This is a genomic window from Pseudomonas sp. T8, assembly GCF_024610635.1.
Classification (GTDB): domain Bacteria; phylum Pseudomonadota; class Gammaproteobacteria; order Pseudomonadales; family Pseudomonadaceae; genus Aquipseudomonas; species Aquipseudomonas chlororaphis_I.
Window position 1 is genome coordinate 4273773 of sequence record NZ_CP102374.1, and the last position, 18465, is coordinate 4292237.

18 protein-coding genes are annotated in these 18465 nt (G+C 57.9%); 14 read left to right on the forward strand and 4 right to left on the reverse strand.

The annotated features are described in order from the left end of the window. Positions 1 to 3: 3 nt before the first annotated feature. The 4 genes from gyrB to dnaA are packed head-to-tail and all read right to left on the reverse strand — an operon-like array spanning position 4 to position 6212. A complete protein-coding gene (gene gyrB, locus NRG23_RS19155; RefSeq protein WP_007924471.1) occupies positions 4 to 2421 on the reverse strand; it encodes a DNA topoisomerase (ATP-hydrolyzing) subunit B in 2418 nt (805 codons plus the stop codon). 4 nt (positions 2422 to 2425) lie between these two features. Beyond that, complete coding sequence (gene recF / locus NRG23_RS19160; RefSeq protein WP_007924472.1) at positions 2426 to 3529, reverse strand: DNA replication/repair protein RecF; 1104 nt, start codon at positions 3527 to 3529, stop codon at positions 2426 to 2428. Positions 3530 to 3549: 20 nt separating this feature from the next. Beyond that, positions 3550 to 4653, reverse strand: coding sequence for a DNA polymerase III subunit beta (gene dnaN / locus NRG23_RS19165; RefSeq protein ID WP_009046209.1), 1104 nt, complete (start codon positions 4651 to 4653; stop codon positions 3550 to 3552). A gap of 38 nt (positions 4654 to 4691) precedes the next feature. Further along, positions 4692 to 6212, reverse strand: coding sequence for a chromosomal replication initiator protein DnaA (dnaA, locus tag NRG23_RS19170; protein ID WP_016703949.1), 1521 nt, complete (start codon positions 6210 to 6212; stop codon positions 4692 to 4694). Positions 6213 to 6779: 567 nt separating this feature from the next. On the opposite strand from dnaA, the gene rpmH reads away from it, so the two are divergent. From rpmH to NRG23_RS19240, 14 genes are all read left to right on the forward strand, one after another. Next, a complete protein-coding gene (gene rpmH / locus NRG23_RS19175; RefSeq protein ID WP_003213577.1) occupies positions 6780 to 6914 on the forward strand; it encodes a 50S ribosomal protein L34 in 135 nt (44 codons plus the stop codon). Positions 6915 to 6930: 16 nt separating this feature from the next. Further along, a complete protein-coding gene (rnpA, locus tag NRG23_RS19180) occupies positions 6931 to 7332 on the forward strand; it encodes a ribonuclease P protein component (RefSeq protein ID WP_198421982.1) in 402 nt (133 codons plus the stop codon). Beyond that, entirely contained in the window at positions 7325 to 7570 is a 246-nt protein-coding gene (gene yidD, locus NRG23_RS19185; RefSeq protein WP_010465488.1) for a membrane protein insertion efficiency factor YidD, read from the forward strand. The genes rnpA and yidD overlap by 8 nt, the downstream gene beginning before the upstream one ends. A gap of 2 nt (positions 7571 to 7572) precedes the next feature. Further along, on the forward strand, positions 7573 to 9255 hold the full coding sequence (gene yidC, locus NRG23_RS19190) for a membrane protein insertase YidC (RefSeq protein WP_009051704.1): 1683 nt from the start codon (positions 7573 to 7575) through the stop codon (positions 9253 to 9255). 91 nt (positions 9256 to 9346) lie between these two features. Continuing rightward, positions 9347 to 10717 carry a tRNA uridine-5-carboxymethylaminomethyl(34) synthesis GTPase MnmE gene (gene mnmE / locus NRG23_RS19195; protein ID WP_257371689.1) on the forward strand — a complete coding sequence of 457 codons (1371 nt, stop codon included), beginning with the start codon at positions 9347 to 9349 and terminating at the stop codon, positions 10715 to 10717. A 598-nt stretch (positions 10718 to 11315) separates the two neighbouring features. Next, entirely contained in the window at positions 11316 to 13208 is a 1893-nt protein-coding gene (mnmG, locus tag NRG23_RS19200) for a tRNA uridine-5-carboxymethylaminomethyl(34) synthesis enzyme MnmG (protein WP_009051702.1), read from the forward strand. Next, positions 13205 to 13849 (forward strand): 16S rRNA (guanine(527)-N(7))-methyltransferase RsmG, encoded by a 645-nt coding sequence (gene rsmG, locus NRG23_RS19205; protein WP_009051701.1) that lies wholly within the window; start codon positions 13205 to 13207, stop codon positions 13847 to 13849. The genes mnmG and rsmG overlap by 4 nt, the downstream gene beginning before the upstream one ends. An 18-nt stretch (positions 13850 to 13867) precedes the next feature. Continuing rightward, positions 13868 to 14665, forward strand: coding sequence for a ParA family protein (locus NRG23_RS19210; RefSeq protein ID WP_009051700.1), 798 nt, complete (start codon positions 13868 to 13870; stop codon positions 14663 to 14665). A 9-nt stretch (positions 14666 to 14674) separates the two neighbouring features. After that, positions 14675 to 15547, forward strand: coding sequence for a ParB/RepB/Spo0J family partition protein (locus tag NRG23_RS19215; protein WP_009051699.1), 873 nt, complete (start codon positions 14675 to 14677; stop codon positions 15545 to 15547). Between the two features lie 148 nt (positions 15548 to 15695). Beyond that, the gene (locus NRG23_RS19220) at positions 15696 to 16103 is read left to right on the forward strand and encodes a F0F1 ATP synthase subunit I (RefSeq protein WP_016703952.1); all 408 of its coding nucleotides are present in this window, start codon (positions 15696 to 15698) and stop codon (positions 16101 to 16103) included. A gap of 16 nt (positions 16104 to 16119) precedes the next feature. Next, the gene (gene atpB, locus NRG23_RS19225) at positions 16120 to 16989 is read left to right on the forward strand and encodes a F0F1 ATP synthase subunit A (RefSeq protein ID WP_007924498.1); all 870 of its coding nucleotides are present in this window, start codon (positions 16120 to 16122) and stop codon (positions 16987 to 16989) included. Between the two features lie 133 nt (positions 16990 to 17122). Next, a complete protein-coding gene (gene atpE / locus NRG23_RS19230) occupies positions 17123 to 17380 on the forward strand; it encodes a F0F1 ATP synthase subunit C (RefSeq protein WP_002555987.1) in 258 nt (85 codons plus the stop codon). A 57-nt stretch (positions 17381 to 17437) separates the two neighbouring features. After that, positions 17438 to 17908, forward strand: a complete 471-nt coding sequence (locus NRG23_RS19235; protein ID WP_007924504.1) for a F0F1 ATP synthase subunit B — start codon at positions 17438 to 17440, stop codon at positions 17906 to 17908. Positions 17909 to 17920: 12 nt separating this feature from the next. Continuing rightward, positions 17921 to 18457 (forward strand): F0F1 ATP synthase subunit delta, encoded by a 537-nt coding sequence (locus NRG23_RS19240; protein WP_007924505.1) that lies wholly within the window; start codon positions 17921 to 17923, stop codon positions 18455 to 18457. Positions 18458 to 18465: the final 8 nt, after the last annotated feature.

Here is an 18465-nt window from a genome sequence, read left to right on the forward strand (position 1 = left end):
GGATCAAAAGTCCAGGTTGGATACCGCCAGGGCGTTGCTTTCGATGAAGTCACGACGAGGCTCGACCGCATCCCCCATCAGGGTGTTGAAGATCTGGTCGGCGCCGATGGCATCTTCAATCGTGACCTTGAGCATACGGCGTACGCTTGGGTCCATGGTGGTTTCCCACAGCTGATCCGGGTTCATCTCGCCCAGACCTTTGTATCGCTGGATGGTGTGGCGCTTGGTGCTTTCGGTCATCAGCCAGTCCAGGGCTTCCTTGAACTCGGTCACCGCCTTCTTGCGTTCGCCACGCTGAATATAAGCGCCTTCGTCCAGCAGGGAGCTCAGTTGAGCGCCGAGGGTAACGACGGTCTTGTAGTCATTGCTACCGAAGAAGTCGCGGTTGAAGGTGACGTAGTTCGACAGGCCGTGGGAGATCAGTTCGACCTCTGGCAGCCAGACATTACGTTCACGGTCTTCACGCAGGCTGGCCTTGTAGACCAGGCCGGACTTCTCGACGGTGCGCAGGCGGACTTCATATTGGGCCAGCCAATCCTGCATGGCCGCGTGATCGGAGAGTTGCTCCAGGCTCACGGCCGGCAGGTAGATGAAGTGCTCGGTCAGTTCCTGAGGGTACAGGCGCGACAGACGCTTGAGGGTTTTCATGACCATGCGGAAGTCGTTCACCAGGCGCTCCAGCGCCTCGCCGGAAATACCCGGTGCTTCTTCGTTCAGGTGCAGGCTCGCATCTTCCAGGGCCGACTGCGTCATGTACTCTTCCATGGCGTCGTCGTCTTTGATGTATTGCTCTTGCTTGCCTTTCTTGACCTTGTACAGCGGCGGTTGAGCGATGTAGATGTAGCCACGCTCGATCAGCTCCGGCAGCTGACGGAAGAAGAAGGTCAGCAGCAGGGTACGGATGTGCGAACCGTCGACGTCAGCGTCGGTCATGATGATGATGTTGTGATAACGCAGCTTGTCGATGTTGTACTCTTCGCGGCCGATGCCGCAACCGAGTGCAGTGATCAAGGTGCCGACCTCTTGCGAGGAAATCATCTTGTCGAAGCGCGCTTTCTCGACGTTAAGGATCTTGCCCTTGAGCGGCAGAATCGCCTGGGTCTTACGGTTGCGTCCCTGCTTGGCGGAGCCGCCAGCAGAGTCACCTTCCACCAGGTAGAGTTCGGAAAGGGCAGGGTCTTTTTCCTGGCAGTCCGCCAGTTTGCCCGGCAGGCCGGCGATATCCAGCGCGCCTTTACGGCGGGTCATCTCACGAGCCTTACGCGCCGCTTCACGGGCACGGGCGGCGTCGAGCATCTTGCCGACCACCAGCTTGGCTTCGTTCGGGTTTTCCAGCAGGAAGTCGGAGAAGTACTTGCCCATTTCCTGTTCAACCGCGGTCTTCACTTCGGAAGACACCAGCTTGTCTTTGGTCTGGGAGCTGAACTTCGGATCCGGCACCTTGACCGAAATGATCGCGGTCAGGCCTTCGCGGGCATCGTCACCGGTGGTGGCGACCTTGTGCTTCTTCGCCAGACCTTCCTGTTCGATGTAGTTGTTCAGGTTACGCGTCAGTGCCGAACGGAAGCCCACCAAGTGGGTGCCGCCATCGCGCTGCGGAATGTTGTTGGTGAAGCACTGCAGGTTTTCGTTGAAGCTGTCGTTCCACTGCAGGGCGATTTCCACGCCGATGCCATCTTCACGCTGCACATTGAAGTGGAACACCTGGTTGACCGCGGTCTTGTTGGTGTTCAGGTATTCAACGAACGCACGCAGGCCGCCTTCGTACTTGAACAGCTCTTCCTTGCCGCTGCGTTCGTCCTTCAGAACGATACCGACACCGGAGTTGAGGAAGGACAGTTCACGAATCCGCTTGGCCAGGATGTCCCAGCTGAAATGGATGTTCTTGAAGGTCTCGCTGGAAGCCTTGAAGTGAATCTGGGTACCGGTGGTTTCGCTGTCACCGACGATCGCCATAGGCGCCTGAGGCACACCGTGAACGTAGGTCTGTTCCCAGATCTTGCCGCTGCGGCGAACGGTCAGGACCAGTTCTTCGGACAGGGCGTTCACTACCGACACACCCACGCCGTGCAGACCGCCGGATACTTTGTAGGAGTTGTCGTCGAACTTACCACCAGCGTGCAGCACGGTCATGATGACCTCGGCCGCGGACACGCCTTCTTCTTTATGCACGTCTACCGGGATGCCGCGACCGTTGTCACGCACGGTAATGGATTCGTCCGGGTGGATGATGATGCTGATGTCGTCGCAATGGCCGGCCAGAGCTTCGTCGATCGAGTTATCGACCACCTCGAACACCATATGGTGCAGACCGCTGCCATCGTCGGTGTCACCAATGTACATACCGGGACGTTTGCGTACGGCATCCAAACCTTTCAGCACTTTAATGCTGCTCGAGTCGTACGTGTTTTCTTCGCTCATGCCTTCACTCCCGATGGTCGTGGGTCTGGGTGATACGGCCCTGTTCCACGTGGAACAGGGCAACTGGCGTTTCCGTCTGCCAGCCTTCCCTCAATAATTCGTGGTCTACACAGGTGATGAACACCTGGCAGCGTAAGTCTTCCAACAAGCGACAAAGTGCGCGGCGATGCTGCTCGTCCAGCTCGGACGGCAAGTCATCCACCAGATAAATACACTGACCGCGCCGGGCCTGGCTGACCAGGTGCCCCTGGGCGATCCGCAAGGCACAGACCACCAACTTCTGCTGACCGCGGGACAAGATGTCCGCAGCGTTGTGTGCGCCCAACCTGAGACGCAAATCAGCACGTTGGGGGCCAGCCTGGGTATGACCCATTTGCTGATCACGATGGAGGGATGTCGCGAGCACTGCACTGAGCTCTCGCTCTTTATCCCAACCACGGTAATAGCTAAGCGTTAAGCCCTCGAGCTCTACCAGCTCGCTCAAGGTCCGCTCAAAGACTGGTTTCAAGGCTTTGATATAAGCGCGGCGGTATTCATCAATTTCAGCGCTGGCCTGACACAGCTCCCTGTCCCAGGCTGCTTGCGAAGCGGCGTCAAGTGTACCATGCCGCAGCCATGAGTTCCGCTGCCGCAGGGCCTTCTGCAAGCGCTGCCAGGTTGACATGAAGCGGGGTTCCACGTGGAACACGCCCCAATCGAGGAACTGGCGCCTGATTTTGGGTGCGCCTTCCAGCAAGCGGAAACTGTCCGGGTTGATCAACTGCAGGGGCAGGATCTCCGCCAGCTGCGCGGCACTGCGGGCGTTCTGCCCGTCGATGCGGATCTGGAATTCACCCTGGCGATCGCGAGATATCCCCAGGCTGCTGTGTCCTCCTTCCGCCAGCTCGACCTGGCCGAACACCGTACACGCGAGTTGTTCGTACTGGATCACCGGCAATAAACGGGCACTGCGAAACGAGCGAGCAAGCCCCAGCAAGTGGATGGCTTCCAGCACGCTGGTTTTGCCACTGCCGTTGGCGCCGTAGAGGAGGTTGATGCGGGGGGAGGGGGAGAAGGTCACCGGGTGCAGATTGCGCACCGCGGTGACCGAGACGCGACTGAGGGACATCTAGCTTCTGCTGAGCATGATTACAGGCGCATCGGCATGACAACGTAGGCCGAGTCGTCGTTGTCGGATTCCTGCACCAGCGCACTGCTGTTGGAATCGGACAGGATCAGGCGTACCTGTTCAGTGGTCATCACGCCCAGCACGTCGAGCAGATAGCTCACGTTGAAGCCGATCTCCAGCGAACCGCCGTTGTATTCCACGCCTACTTCTTCTTCCGCCTCTTCCTGCTCCGGGTTGTTGGCCTGGATTTTCAGCTGACCGTTGGCCAGTTGCAGACGGATACCGCGGTACTTCTCGTTAGACAGGATCGCGGTACGGCTGAAGGCTTCGCGCAGCGCCTGACGGTCGCCCAGTACCAGCTTGTCACCGCCCTTCGGCAGCACACGCTCGTAGTCCGGGAACTTGCCGTCGACCAGCTTGGAAGTGAAGGTGAACTCGCCGGTGGTCGCACGGATATGGTGCTGACCCAGAACGATGCTGACATTGCCGTCCGGCTCGGTGAGCAAGCGGGCCAGTTCCAGGATGCCCTTGCGCGGCACGATCACCTGGTGGCGATCCGGCTGGCCAATATCGGCCTGCATCGAGCACATGGCCAGGCGGTGACCGTCGGTGGCCACGGCACGGATGATGCCGGCGGAGACTTCCAGCAGCATGCCGTTGAGGTAGTAGCGCACGTCCTGCTGGGCCATGGCGAAGCTGGTGCGTTCGATCAGGCGACGCAGCTTGCTCTGCTCCAGCTGGCAGGTCAGCGAGCCCGGGCCTTCTTCCACAGTCGGGAAGTCGTTGGCCGGCAAGGTGGACAGGGTAAAGCGGCTACGGCCAGCCTTGACCACCAGCTTCTGCTCGTCGACCTTGATGTCGATCAGGGCGTCGTTCGGCAGGCTCTTGCAGATGTCCATCAGCTTACGCGCCGGGACAGTGATTTCGCCTGGCTCCGCCGGCTCTTCCAACTGCACGCGACCGACCAGCTCGACTTCCAGGTCGGTACCGGTCAGCGACAGTTGCTGGCCTTCGACAACCAACAGCACGTTGGAAAGTACCGGCAAGGTCTGACGACGTTCGACGACGCCGGCGACCAGTTGCAGGGGTTTCAACAGGGCTTCGCGTTGAATGGTGAAATGCATGGTCTAGTCCCTTGCCTTAATAAGCTGCGCTGGAGTCATCAAGTGGTCAGAGTACGCAGCAGGTTCTTGTAGTCCTCGCGGATGTCCGCGTCGGATTCCTTAAGTTCATTGATCTTGCGGCATGCGTGCAAGACCGTGGTGTGATCGCGGCCGCCGAACACATCGCCGATTTCCGGCAGGCTGTGGTTGGTCAGTTCCTTGGACAAGGCCATGGCCACCTGGCGTGGACGCGCGACAGAACGCGAGCGCCGCTTGGACAGCAGATCGGAGATCTTGATCTTGTAGTATTCGGCGACAGTGCGCTGAATGTTATCCACAGAGACCAGCTTGTCCTGCAGGGCAAGCAGGTCCTTCAGCGATTCGCGAATCAGCTCGATGGTAATGTCGCGTCCCATGAAGTGCGAGTGAGCGATGACACGCTTGAGCGCCCCTTCCAGCTCACGCACGTTGGAACGAATTCGCTGGGCAATGAAGAACGCCGCATCGTGAGGCAGCTCGACTTTGGCCTGATCGGCCTTCTTCATCAGGATCGCGACGCGGGTTTCCAGTTCCGGTGGCTCTACCGCCACGGTCAGGCCCCAGCCGAAGCGCGATTTCAGGCGTTCTTCCAGGCCTTCGATCTCCTTCGGATAGCGGTCACTGGTGAGAATCACCTGTTGGCCGCCTTCGAGCAGGGCGTTGAAGGTATGGAAAAACTCTTCCTGGGAACGCTCCTTGCGAGCGAAGAACTGAATATCGTCGATCAGCAACGCATCCACCGAACGGTAGAAGCGCTTGAATTCGTTGATCGCGTTGAGTTGCAGCGCCTTGACCATGTCAGCCACGAAGCGCTCGGAATGCAGGTACACGACCTTGGCATTCGGGTTCTTCTTTAATAGATGGTTACCCACAGCGTGCATCAAGTGGGTCTTACCCAAACCTACGCCGCCATAAAGGAAGAGCGGGTTGTAACCATGCTTGGGGTTGTCGGCTACCTGCCAGGCCGCGGCGCGGGCCAGCTGGTTGGACTTACCTTCCACAAAGTTTTCGAAGGTGAAGGTGCGGTTCAGGTAACTGGTGTGCTTGAGCGCACCTTCCACCTGAACGGTGCGCTGTTCGGCGCGCACTGGAGCCTGCTGCGAGCTGGCCCCCGCCATCGGGTCGAAGCTGTCACGAGAGGGTTCTTCGCTGACTTCGGCGACTTTCTGGGTCGCCGCCTTGGTCGGGGCGGCCGGAGCCGGCGCAGCGACCGGGGCGGCAGCTGCTGCCTGCTGAACCTGAGAGGCAACCGCAGCGGCCAGCGGAGCATTGGGTGCCGCACGAGGAGCGGAACTGCGTTTGCTGCCTATTAATAAGGAAAGCGCCGGCGCCATGCCATTGCCATGCTCATCCAGCAGCTCGAGCACGCGGCCCAGGTACTTTTCGTTGACCCAATCGAGAACAAAACGATTCGGTGCGTATACACGCAACTCGTCGCCTTCGGCTTCGACCTGTAGCGGACGGATCCAAGTGTTGAATTGCTGGGCAGGCAGCTCATCACGCAGAAGCTCCACGCACTGCTGCCAAAGTTCCACTGACACGGATATCCCCTAAGTTGAAAGCCGGTGAGGCAAAAACAAGCCGCCATTGTAACGACCAGACGCACACTTATCCACATGTAGGTTGATCGCAGGCCACTATGAATCAACGCTTTATCCCGAAAAAACACGACCAATGGTATGTGCATAAGCTCTGTGGATAACCACACCTAAGGGCATTGCACAACTGGGGGCGAAAATCGGTGGATAACCCGCTTGTGGATAACTCGCCTTTCCACACACAGCTTTTCCGATAGCGCAGCACAGGCAAAGCACCGTTTCTCGACAGTGTTGTCATTCTCTGTACAGCACGTCCTATAAGGGCTCAATGTAGTTATCCACAGACAGGGACGTCCCTAGCCTTTATAAGCTTTACAGAAAAGCTTTAAATAATTCCCTTCTTTATTTTTATATCTGGCTGACCCGGTTCTTCAGCCTCAGAGGCGGACATACCCAGATAAAGGAAAAGCTGGTTGGAAATTGACCTAGAGGCTTGCTTTCTCTAGAATCGCCGATCTCTTAAAACGGGGGCCATTCCGGCCCGTTGTGGACGAACCAGGTAACACGACAATGAAACGTACTTTCCAACCAAGCACTATCAAACGCGCTCGTACCCACGGTTTCCGTGCTCGCATGGCTACCAAGAACGGTCGTGCCGTCCTGTCGCGTCGTCGCGCCAAAGGTCGTGCGCGTCTGGCAGTTTGATACTCCGGCACTGGAGGTGAGTCAGGACTTCAGTCGGGAAAAGCGTCTGCTTACCCCCCGGCATTTCAAGGCAGTCTTTGACTCCCCTACCGGCAAGGTTCCGGGGAAAAATCTCCTGCTCCTTGCGCGCAACAACGATCTGGATCATCCCCGTCTGGGGCTGGTTATCGGAAAAAAGAGCGTCAAGCTCTCCGTTGAGCGCAATCGCCTCAAACGTCTGATGCGCGAATCGTTTCGCCTGAACCAGGATGCTCTGGTCGGCTGGGACATCGTTATCGTCGCGCGCAAAGGTTTGGGCGATGTAGAAAACCCCGAATTGATTCAGCATTTCGACAAGCTCTGGAAGCGTCTGGCCCGTAACAAGCCGGCACCAGCAGTCAAAATCGAAACTGTAGGGGTAGACAGCCCGAATGCGTAAACTGGCACTCGTTCCGATCCAGTTTTATCGCTATGCCATTAGTCCTCTGATGGCCAGTCACTGTCGTTTCTATCCCAGCTGTTCCTGCTACGCGTATGAAGCCATCGAAAATCATGGCCTTCTGCGCGGTGGCTGGCTGACCTTTCGTCGTTTAGGTCGCTGTCATCCGTGGAATCCCGGTGGTTATGACCCGGTTCCACCTATCCCTACCTCCCGTTCTTCTTCGATGGCCGAGTAATCATGGATATTAAACGCACGATCCTGATCGTCGCCCTGGCAATCGTGTCCTACGTCATGGTTCTTAAGTGGAACCAGGATTATGGCCAGGCTGCCCTGCCGACTCAGAATGTTGCTGCCAACACCGCCACCCCGGCTCTACCGGATACGCCTGTTGGTAACAATGCTTCCGCCAGTGCCGATGTACCCAGCGCGAATACCGATACCAGCACCCCTACCGAAACTCCGGTGGCGGCAAGCAAAGACCTCATCCAGGTAAAAACGGATGTGCTCGATCTGGCTATCGATCCTCAAGGTGGTGATATCGCCCAGCTGAAGCTGCCGCTGTATCCACGTCGCCAGGACCATCCGGAAATTCCGTTCCAACTGTTCGATAACGGTGGCGAACGTACTTATCTGGCGCAAAGCGGCCTGACCGGTGTCAACGGTCCGGATGCTCGTCCTGCAGGACGCCCGGTTTATTCGGCCGAGAAAAAGACTTATCAACTGGCTGACGGCCAGAACCAGCTGAATGTCGACCTGAAATTCAGCGACGCCGGCGTCAACTACATCAAGCGTTTCACCTTTACCCGCGGTCTGTACGATCTGAAAGTCACCTATCTGATCGACAACACCAGCGACAAGGCCTGGACTGGCAACCTGTTTGCCCAGCTCAAACGCGACGCCAGCTCCGATCCTTCTTCCAGCACCGCCACCGGCACCGCGACTTACCTGGGCGCCGCCCTGTGGACAAGTTCCGAGCCGTACAAAAAAGTGTCGATGAAAGATATCGACAAGGGCTCGCTGAAAGAAACCGTGCAAGGTGGCTGGGTTGCCTGGCTGCAACACTACTTCGTGACCGCCTGGATCCCGGCGAAGAACGAAAGCAACGTGGTGCAGACCCGCAAGGACAACCAAGGCAACTACATCATCGGTTTCACTGGCCCGGCGCTGACCGTTGCACCTGGTGCCAAGGCTGAAACCACCGCCACTCTGTACGCCGGTCCGAAGAGCCAGGCCGTTCTGAAAGAGTTGTCCCCAGGCCTGGAACTGACCGTCGACTACGGCATTCTGTGGTTCATTGCCCAGCCGATCTTCTGGCTGCTGCAACATATCCACAGCATTGTGGGTAACTGGGGCTGGTCGATCATCTTCCTGACCATGCTGATCAAGGGGATCTTCTTCCCGCTGTCGGCAGCCAGCTACAAATCCATGGCGCGCATGCGTGCGGTGGCGCCGAAACTGGCGGCTCTGAAAGAGCAACATGGCGACGACCGGCAGAAAATGTCGCAAGCCATGATGGAGCTGTACAAGAAAGAGAAGATCAATCCGCTGGGTGGTTGCTTGCCAATCCTCGTGCAGATGCCGGTGTTCCTGTCCTTGTACTGGGTACTCCTGGAAAGCGTGGAAATGCGCCAGGCGCCATTCATGCTGTGGATTACCGACCTGTCGATCAAGGATCCGTTCTTCATCCTGCCGATCATCATGGGCGCCACCATGTTCATCCAGCAGCAGCTGAACCCGACTCCTCCGGATCCGATGCAGGCCAAGGTGATGAAAATGATGCCAATCATCTTCACCTTCTTCTTCCTGTGGTTCCCGGCCGGTCTGGTGCTGTACTGGGTTGTGAACAACTGCCTGTCGATCGCACAACAGTGGTACATCACACGTAAGATCGAAGCCGCTACCAAGAAAGCAGCGGCCTGACCTACTCTGTGGATAACCACTCAAAACGCCCCCTAGTGGGGCGTTTTGCTATCTGTCACTTTTGTCTGCCTCTTTATGTCTGGAGCGGGTTATGAATGTCCCTCGTGAAACCATCGCAGCCGTCGCCACCGCCCAGGGGCGTGGTGGTGTGGGCATCGTGCGTATTTCCGGACCACTGGCCAGCGTCGCCGCCAAGGCCATCAGCGGCCGCGAGCTGAAACCGCGTTACGCTCATTACGGGCCGTTTTTCAGCGATCGGGACGAGGTCCTGGACGAGGGGATCGCCCTGTATTTCCCGGGGCCGAACTCCTTTACCGGCGAAGACGTACTGGAACTTCAGGGCCACGGCGGTCCGATCGTCCTGGATATGTTGCTGCAGCGCTGCCTGCAGTTGGGATGTCGCCTGGCCCGGCCGGGGGAATTCAGCGAGCGCGCCTTCCTCAACGACAAGCTCGACCTGGCCCAGGCCGAAGCCATCGCCGACCTGATCGAGGCCAGTTCCGCACAGGCCGCGCGTAATGCCTTGCGCTCTTTGCAGGGAGCGTTCTCCAAGCGTGTGCATAACCTGACCGAGCAATTGATCGCGCTGCGCATCTACGTCGAGGCGGCAATCGATTTTCCCGAGGAAGAAATCGACTTCCTGGCCGATGGCCATGTGCTGCAGATGCTCGACACCGTGCGCGACGAGTTATCCACCGTGGTCCGCGAAGCCGGGCAGGGCGCCTTGCTGCGTGACGGTATGACCGTGGTCATCGCTGGCCGACCGAATGCCGGCAAGTCCAGCCTGCTCAATGCCCTGGCCGGACGCGAAGCGGCCATCGTCACCGAGATCGCCGGCACTACTCGGGATGTGCTGCGCGAACATATCCACATCGACGGCATGCCGCTGCACGTTGTGGATACCGCGGGACTGCGCGATACCGAAGACCAGGTGGAAAAGATCGGTGTGGAACGTGCCCTCAAGGCCATTGGCGAGGCAGACCGCGTATTGCTGGTGGTCGACGCCATGGCACCGGAAGCGCTGGACCCCTTTGCCTTGTGGCCGGAGTTCCTGGAACAGCGGCCGGATCCGGCGAAAGTTACGCTGATCCGTAACAAGGCCGACCTGACCAGCGAAGCGATTGCCCTGGAAGTCAGCGACGATGGCCACGTGACTATCAGCCTCAGTGCCAAGGCAGGAGGCGAGGGCCTGGAGTTGCTGCGTGAGCACCTCAAGGCTTGCATGGGTTACGAGCAGACGTCCGAAAGCAGCTTCAGTGCACGCAGGCGTCACCTGGAAGCCCTGCACCACGCCAGTAAGGCACTTGAACACGGGCGTTCGCAATTGACCCTGGCCGGCGCCGGCGAGCTGCTGGCTGAAGACCTGCGTCAAGCCCAGCAATCCCTGGGAGAAATTACCGGCGCTTTCAGCTCGGACGACCTGCTGGGCCGGATTTTCTCCAGCTTCTGTATCGGTAAATAACCCCATCTTCCTGTAGGAGCAGCCGTTCAGCGGCTTGGTTGCTCGTGATGCTCAGTGGCGATGTTCTGCCCGACATCACGGGCGAACCCGCTCCTGCAATCCTTTGTACTTCCCACCATTTCCGAGTTTGCCGGGCGCCATCGAGCGCTTCGGTGGATTTCTCGTGGGCGCCCTTTGGTCGGCTGAGCCTTTTTTCTGTGGATTAAGCCCTGTGAATAACTGCCCTTAGGCTCAGTTGATAACAGAGCGTCAAAACTGAGGAAAACCCGCTCTGTGGATAAGCATCACTTTAATCCACAGGCTTACACCGGTTATCCAAGGGCCTCGTTGCCACCTAACCACAGACTTTTGAATCGCTGTACACATTGAAAACAAAGGGCTGTATGAATCTATCCACAGATAGGTCGGTGCCTAAGAATAAACATAAAAACAAAGATTTAATAAATTTCTTTCTTTTTAATTTCTATTGTCCGTGAGTCATCCACAGCTGGTTAAATTTTGTGCAAAGGGTTCTTTAGGAAGGGCGAAGACCCTATACTTGTCCGTTATCCCAAGAACCCATCCTTTTTTACCCATATAAGCAGGCACGAGGTGCGTGGTGGATTTCCCTTCCCGTTTTGAAGTGATCGTCATCGGCGGCGGTCATGCCGGTACCGAGGCAGCACTTGCATCAGCACGCATGGGGGCAAAAACCCTGTTGCTGACGCACAACGTGGAAACCCTCGGAGCGATGAGCTGCAATCCCGCGATTGGCGGGATCGGTAAAAGTCATCTGGTCAAAGAAATCGATGCCCTCGGCGGCGCGATGGCCATGGCTACCGATAAAGGTGGTATTCAGTTTCGGGTGTTGAACAGCCGCAAAGGCCCAGCCGTGCGCGCTACCCGTGCCCAGGCCGACCGCATCCTGTACAAGGCCGCTGTCCGCGAAATCCTGGAAAACCAGCCGAACCTGTGGATATTTCAACAGGCGGCGGATGACCTGATCGTCGAACAGGACCAGGTTCGCGGTGTAGTGACCCAAATGGGCCTGCGTTTCTTCGCCGAATCCGTGGTGTTGACCACCGGTACCTTCCTCGGTGGACTTATCCACATCGGGATGCAGAACTATTCCGGCGGTCGCGCCGGCGATCCACCTTCGATCGCCCTGGCCCATCGCCTGCGTGAATTGCCGCTACGTGTCGGCCGCCTGAAAACCGGTACGCCGCCGCGTATCGATGGTCGTTCCGTGGATTTCTCGGTGATGACCGAACAACCGGGCGATACGCCGATTCCGGTGATGTCGTTCCTGGGCTCGAAAGAGCAGCATCCGCGGCAGGTCAGCTGCTGGATCACCCATACCAATGCCCGTACCCACGAGATCATTGCTTCCAACCTTGATCGTTCGCCGATGTATTCCGGGGTGATCGAGGGAATCGGCCCGCGCTACTGCCCGTCGATCGAAGACAAGATCCATCGCTTTGCCGACAAGGAAAGCCATCAGGTCTTCATCGAACCGGAAGGCCTGACCACCCACGAGCTGTACCCGAACGGGATATCCACATCCTTGCCGTTCGATGTGCAGTTGCAGATCGTGCAATCGATCCGTGGCATGGAAAACGCCCACATCGTGCGCCCTGGCTACGCCATCGAGTACGACTATTTCGATCCGCGTGACCTGAAGTACAGCCTGGAAACCAAGGTGATCGGTGGTCTGTTCTTCGCCGGCCAGATCAACGGCACCACCGGCTACGAAGAGGCCGGCGCTCAGGGGTTGCTCGCCGGTGCCAACGCCGCACTGCGCGCGCAGGGCAAAGACAGCTGGTGCCCACGTCGCGACGAGGCCTACATCGGTGTGTTGGTCGACGACCTGATTACCCTGGGAACCCAGGAACCGTATCGGATGTTCACATCCCGTGCCGAATACCGCCTGATCCTGCGCGAAGACAACGCCGATCTGCGCCTGACCGAAAAAGGTCGGGAACTGGGTCTGGTCGACGATGTCCGTTGGGCTGCGTTCTGCAAGAAGCGCGAAGGCATTGCCCAGGAAGAGCAACGTTTGAAAAGCACCTGGGTTCGCCCGGGCACCGAACAGGGCGATGCGATCGCCGAAAAGTTCGGCACGCCGCTGACCCATGAGTACAACTTGCTGAATCTGCTGAGCCGTCCGGAAATCGACTACGCTGGTCTGGTCGCAGTGACCGGGCAGGGCGCAGAAGATCCACAGGTTGCCGAACAGGTCGAGATCAAGACCAAGTACGCTGGCTACATCGATCGCCAGCAGGACGAAATCGCTCGTCTGCGGGCCAGCGAGGACACCAAGCTGCCTGTGGATATCGACTACAGCACCATTTCCGGCCTCTCGAAAGAGATCCAGAGCAAGCTCGGCGCCACGCGTCCTGAAACCCTGGGCCAGGCTTCGCGGATCCCGGGCGTTACACCGGCGGCGATTTCCCTGTTGATGATTCACTTGAAAAAACGCGGCGCGGGCCGTCAGTTGGAGCAAAGCGCTTGAGTTCGCAGGTCACCTCGCAACATGCAGAAGAGTTATCCACAGGTGCTCGCCAACTCGGTGTCAACCTGACAGAAGCCCAGCACGAATTGCTGCTGGGTTATCTGGCCCTGTTGATCAAATGGAACAAGGCTTACAACCTGACCGCCGTGCGCGATCCGGATGAAATGGTTTCGCGTCATCTGCTCGATAGCCTGAGTGTGATGTCGTTCATCGAAAACGGTCGCTGGCTGGATGTGGGCAGCGGCGGCGGGATGCCGGGCATTCCATTGGCTATCCTGTTTCCGGACTCGCAAGTGACCTGTCTGGACAGCAATGGCAAGAAAACCCGCTTCCTGACCCAGGTCAAACTGGAACTGAAGCTGGATAACCTGAATGTTATCCACAGTCGTGTCGAAGCTTTCCAACCGCAGCAGCCGTTCAACGGGATCATTTCCCGGGCGTTCAGCAGCATGGAGAACTTCACCAACTGGACTCGCCACCTCGGCGACCGCGATACACGTTGGCTGGCAATGAAGGGCGTTCATCCCGCCGATGAGCTGGTAGCATTGCCGGCAGACTTCCACCTCGATAGCGAACACGCCCTGGCCGTACCCGGTTGCCAAGGCCAACGCCATCTGCTGATACTGCGCCGCACGGCATGATTGGGAACACAAGCAAGAATGGCTAAGGTATTCGCGATAGCGAACCAGAAAGGTGGTGTGGGCAAGACCACCACCTGCATCAACCTCGCAGCATCGCTGGTTGCTACCAAGCGCCGGGTGCTGTTGATCGATCTCGATCCACAGGGCAACGCCACCATGGGTAGCGGTGTGGATAAACACGGCCTGGAAAACTCGGTCTACGACCTGCTGATCGGCGAATGCGATCTGGCCCAGGCCATGCACTACTCCGAGCACGGTGGTTATCAACTGCTGCCGGCGAACCGCGACCTGACCGCCGCGGAAGTCGTTCTGCTGGAAATGCAGATGAAGGAAAGCCGTCTGCGCAGCGCCCTGGCGCCGATCCGGGAAAACTACGATTACATTCTGATCGACTGCCCACCGTCGCTGTCGATGCTCACGCTCAATGCCCTGGTTGCCGCCGATGGGGTGATTATCCCCATGCAGTGCGAATACTTTGCGCTCGAAGGGCTGAGCGACCTTGTGGATAACATCAAGCGCATCTCCGAATTGCTCAATCCGAACCTCAAGGTCGAAGGCCTGCTGCGGACCATGTACGACCCGCGGCTAAGCTTGATGAACGATGTGTCCGCGCAGCTCAAGGAACACTTCGGCGATCAGCTGTACGACACGGTGATCCCGCGCAACATCCGTCTGGCGGAAGCCCCCAGTTATGGCATGCCGGCGTTGGCCTACGACAAACAGTCCCGCGGTGCCATCGCCTATCTGGCCCTCGCTGGCGAGATGGTTCGTCGGCAACGGAAAAATTCACGCGCAGCCGCTGCCCAGCCAACTTAAGGAATCCCCATGGCCGTCAAGAAACGAGGTCTCGGACGTGGACTGGATGCACTGTTGAGTGGTCCGACTGTCAGCGCACTGGAAGAACAAGCGGTGCAAGCCGATGTGCGCGAGCTGCAGCATCTGCCGCTGGACCTGATCCAGCGCGGCAAATATCAGCCGCGCCGGGACATGGACCCACAGGCCCTGGAAGAACTGGCGAGCTCGATCAAGAGTCAGGGCGTGATGCAGCCGATCGTGGTGCGTCCGATCGGCTCCGGCCGTTTTGAAATCATCGCCGGCGAACGCCGCTGGCGCGCCAGCCAGCAGGCGGGCCAGGAAACCATCCCGGCGATGGTTCGCGATGTGCCGGACGAAACCGCCATCGCCATGGCGCTGATCGAGAATATCCAGCGCGAAGATCTCAATCCCATCGAGGAAGCGGTTGCCCTGCAGCGCCTGCAGCAGGAATTCCAGCTGACTCAGCAGCAGGTTGCCGAGGCTGTGGGTAAGTCCCGCGTCACCGTAGCCAACTTGTTGCGCCTGATCGCTTTGCCTGAAGTGATCAAGACCATGCTGTCCCACGGCGACCTGGAAATGGGTCATGCCCGTGCCTTGCTGGGTTTGCCGGAAAATCAACAGGTTGAAGGGGCGCGACACGTTGTCGCACGTGGCCTCACCGTACGCCAGACCGAAGCCCTGGTTCGCCAGTGGTTGAGTGGCAAACAGCAGCCTGCCGAACCGGTCAAACCTGACCCGGATATCGCACGCCTGGAGCAACGCCTGGCCGAGCGCCTAGGCTCTGCGGTGCAGATTCGTCACGGAAAGAAAGGGAAAGGTCAGTTGGTCATCGGGTATAACTCCCTCGATGAGCTTCAAGGCGTCCTTGCACACATCCGCTGAAACATTTCCTCATGTAGCGTGCAGTCGGAAATCACTACCCGGCAGTTGAATAGGGGCTGAACCGCCCCTATACTCTGCGCGCATTTTGTCGGCACAAATTATGCCAAGTTATTGAATTCTGGCAGCCGACCCATGAGGAGCAAGAGTGATGGAAACCCGCACGCCAAACCGCTTGCCGTTCCATCGCTTGGCGGTTTTCCCGGTTTTATTGGCTCAATTGGTCGTTTTACTGCTGGCCGCCTTGGCGCTCTGGCAATGGCATGGAGTCGTAGCCGGATACTCAGGCCTTTGCGGGGGACTGATAGCCTTGCTACCCAATGTGTATTTCGCTCATAGGGCATTTCGGTTTTCCGGCGCCCGAGCAGCTCAAGCCATCGTCCGGTCTTTTTATGCTGGCGAGGCGGGCAAACTGATTTTGACGGCAGTGCTCTTTGCATTGACGTTCGCAGGTGTGAAGCCATTGGCGCCGCTAGCTGTATTCGGCGTCTTCGTGCTGACCCAACTGGTCAGCTGGTTCGCTCCCCTGCTTATGAGAACAAGACTTTCGAGACCTTAGGGCGTTTGAGGCAACCATGGCAGAAACAACCGCTTCGGGCTATATCCAGCACCACTTGCAGAACCTGACCTTCGGTCAGCTACCTAATGGCGGCTGGGGCTTTGCCCACACCGCAGCAGAAGCCAAAGAAATGGGCTTCTGGGCATTCCACGTCGATACCCTCGGCTGGTCTGTGGCGTTGGGTCTGATCTTCGTTCTTCTTTTCCGCATGGCGGCCAAGAAGGCAACTTCCGGTCAGCCAGGTGCTTTGCAGAACTTCGTTGAAGTATTGGTCCAGTTCGTCGATGGCAGCGTGAAAGACAGCTTCCATGGCCGTAGCCCAGTGATTGCACCGCTGGCACTGACCATCTTCGTCTGGGTGTTCCTGATGAACGCCATCGACCTGATCCCGGTCGACTGGATTCCTCAGTTGGCCATCCTGATCTCCGGCGATGCGCACATTCCGTTCCGCGCCGTGTCGACTACCGACCCGAACGCCACGCTGGCCATGGCTTTCTCGGTGTTCGCACTGATCATTTTCTACAGCATCAAGATCAAGGGCATCGGCGGCTTCATCGGCGAACTGACCCTGCACCCGTTCGGCAGCAAGAACATCTTCGTTCAGGCGCTGCTGATTCCGGTGAACTTCCTGCTTGAATTCGTGACGCTGATCGCCAAGCCAATCTCCCTGGCACTGCGTCTGTTCGGCAACATGTACGCTGGCGAACTGGTGTTCATCCTGATCGCCGTGATGTTCGGCAGCGGCCTGCTCTGGCTCAGCGGCCTGGGCGTGGTGCTGCAATGGGCGTGGGCTGTGTTCCACATCCTGATCATCACCCTGCAAGCGTTTATCTTCATGATGCTGACCATCGTCTACCTGTCGATGGCGCACGAAGAGAACCATTAAGACCGGTCTCGATCAGTCTGATGTCCCTCCCGGTCAAACGGGAGGGGGCCCGTCTAGGGCACGATGAAACGATTTGTTTTACCGCTTTAATCTAAAAAACCTAAACCATACGACGTAAAAGTCGGGAGGAAAGATGGAAACTGTAGTTGGTCTAACCGCTATCGCTGTTGCACTGTTGATCGGCCTGGGCGCACTGGGTACCGCAATTGGTTTCGGCCTGTTGGGTGGCAAGTTCCTGGAAGGCGCTGCGCGTCAGCCAGAGATGGTTCCAATGCTGCAAGTTAAAATGTTCATCGTTGCCGGCCTGCTCGACGCCGTAACCATGATCGGCGTTGGTATCGCTCTGTTCTTCACCTTCGCGAACCCCTTCGTTGGTCAACTCGCTGGCTAATCACTCGAATTTTCGAGTTGATTGGTGTGATGGACAACGAACGAGCGAGGTGTTGGCGTGAACATTAATGCAACCCTGATTGGCCAGTCCGTTGCGTTCTTCATTTTTGTACTGTTTTGCATGAAGTTCGTGTGGCCTCCGGTCATCGCGGCTTTGCACGAACGTCAGAAGAAGATCGCGGATGGACTGGACGCTGCCAGCCGAGCAGCTCGCGACCTGGAACTGGCCCAAGAGAAAGCGGGTCAGCAACTGCGCGAAGCAAAAGCTCAGGCAGCCGAAATCATTGAGCAAGCCAAGAAACGCGGTAACCAGATCGTCGAAGAGGCTGTTGAAAAAGCCCGTGTCGACGCTGACCGTGTGAAGGTTCAGGCTCAGGCCGAGATCGAGCAGGAACTGAACAGTGTCAAAGACGCGCTGCGTGCCCAACTGGGTGTGCTGGCCGTTGGCGGCGCCGAGAAGATCCTGGGCGCCACAATCGATCAAAACGCGCACGCGGAGCTGGTTAACAAACTGGCTGCTGAAATTTAAGCGAGGGCGATCATGGCAGAACTGACCACGTTGGCCCGACCTTACGCTAAGGCGGCCTTCGAGCACGCTCAGGCCCACCAGCAGCTGGCCTCTTGGTCAGCCATGCTCGGCCTGGCTGCAGCGGTGTCGCAAGACGACACCATGCGGCGCGTGCTCAAGGCCCCGCGACTGACGAGCGCAGACAAGGCCGCCACGTTTATCGACGTGTGCGGCGACAAGTTCGATGCCAAGGCACAGAATTTCATCCACGTCGTTGCCGAAAACGACCGTCTCCTGCTTCTGCCGGAGATCGCCGCTCTGTTCGACCTGTACAAGGCCGAGCAAGAGAAGTCGGTAGATGTGGAAGTCACCAGTGCTTTTGCGTTGAACCAAGAACAGCAAGACAAACTCGCCAAGGTTCTCAGTGCACGACTCGACCGGGAAGTGCGCCTGCAAGTTGCGGAGGACGCTGCCCTGATTGGTGGTGTCGTCATCCGCGCCGGCGACCTGGTTATCGATGGCTCGATTCGCGGCAAAATCGCGAAACTTGCCGAAGCATTGAAATCTTGAGTTTGAAG

Excerpts from the sequence above, each read along its gene's own strand:
- gyrB (WP_007924471.1), bottom strand. The coding sequence starts at position 2,421 with ATGAGCGAAGAAAACACGTACGACTCGAGCAGCATTAAAGTGCTGAAA.
- recF (WP_007924472.1), bottom strand. The coding sequence starts at position 3,529 with ATGTCCCTCAGTCGCGTCTCGGTCACCGCGGTGCGCAATCTGCACCCG.
- dnaN (WP_009046209.1), bottom strand. The coding sequence starts at position 4,653 with ATGCATTTCACCATTCAACGCGAAGCCCTGTTGAAACCCCTGCAACTG.
- rpmH (WP_003213577.1), top strand. The coding sequence starts at position 6,780 with ATGAAACGTACTTTCCAACCAAGCACTATCAAACGCGCTCGTACCCAC.
- yidD (WP_010465488.1), top strand. The coding sequence starts at position 7,325 with ATGCGTAAACTGGCACTCGTTCCGATCCAGTTTTATCGCTATGCCATT.
- yidC (WP_009051704.1), top strand. The coding sequence starts at position 7,573 with ATGGATATTAAACGCACGATCCTGATCGTCGCCCTGGCAATCGTGTCC.
- mnmE (WP_257371689.1), top strand. The coding sequence starts at position 9,347 with ATGAATGTCCCTCGTGAAACCATCGCAGCCGTCGCCACCGCCCAGGGG.
- NRG23_RS19210 (WP_009051700.1), top strand. The coding sequence starts at position 13,868 with ATGGCTAAGGTATTCGCGATAGCGAACCAGAAAGGTGGTGTGGGCAAG.
- NRG23_RS19215 (WP_009051699.1), top strand. The coding sequence starts at position 14,675 with ATGGCCGTCAAGAAACGAGGTCTCGGACGTGGACTGGATGCACTGTTG.
- NRG23_RS19220 (WP_016703952.1), top strand. The coding sequence starts at position 15,696 with ATGGAAACCCGCACGCCAAACCGCTTGCCGTTCCATCGCTTGGCGGTT.
- atpB (WP_007924498.1), top strand. The coding sequence starts at position 16,120 with ATGGCAGAAACAACCGCTTCGGGCTATATCCAGCACCACTTGCAGAAC.
- atpE (WP_002555987.1), top strand. The coding sequence starts at position 17,123 with ATGGAAACTGTAGTTGGTCTAACCGCTATCGCTGTTGCACTGTTGATC.
- NRG23_RS19240 (WP_007924505.1), top strand. The coding sequence starts at position 17,921 with ATGGCAGAACTGACCACGTTGGCCCGACCTTACGCTAAGGCGGCCTTC.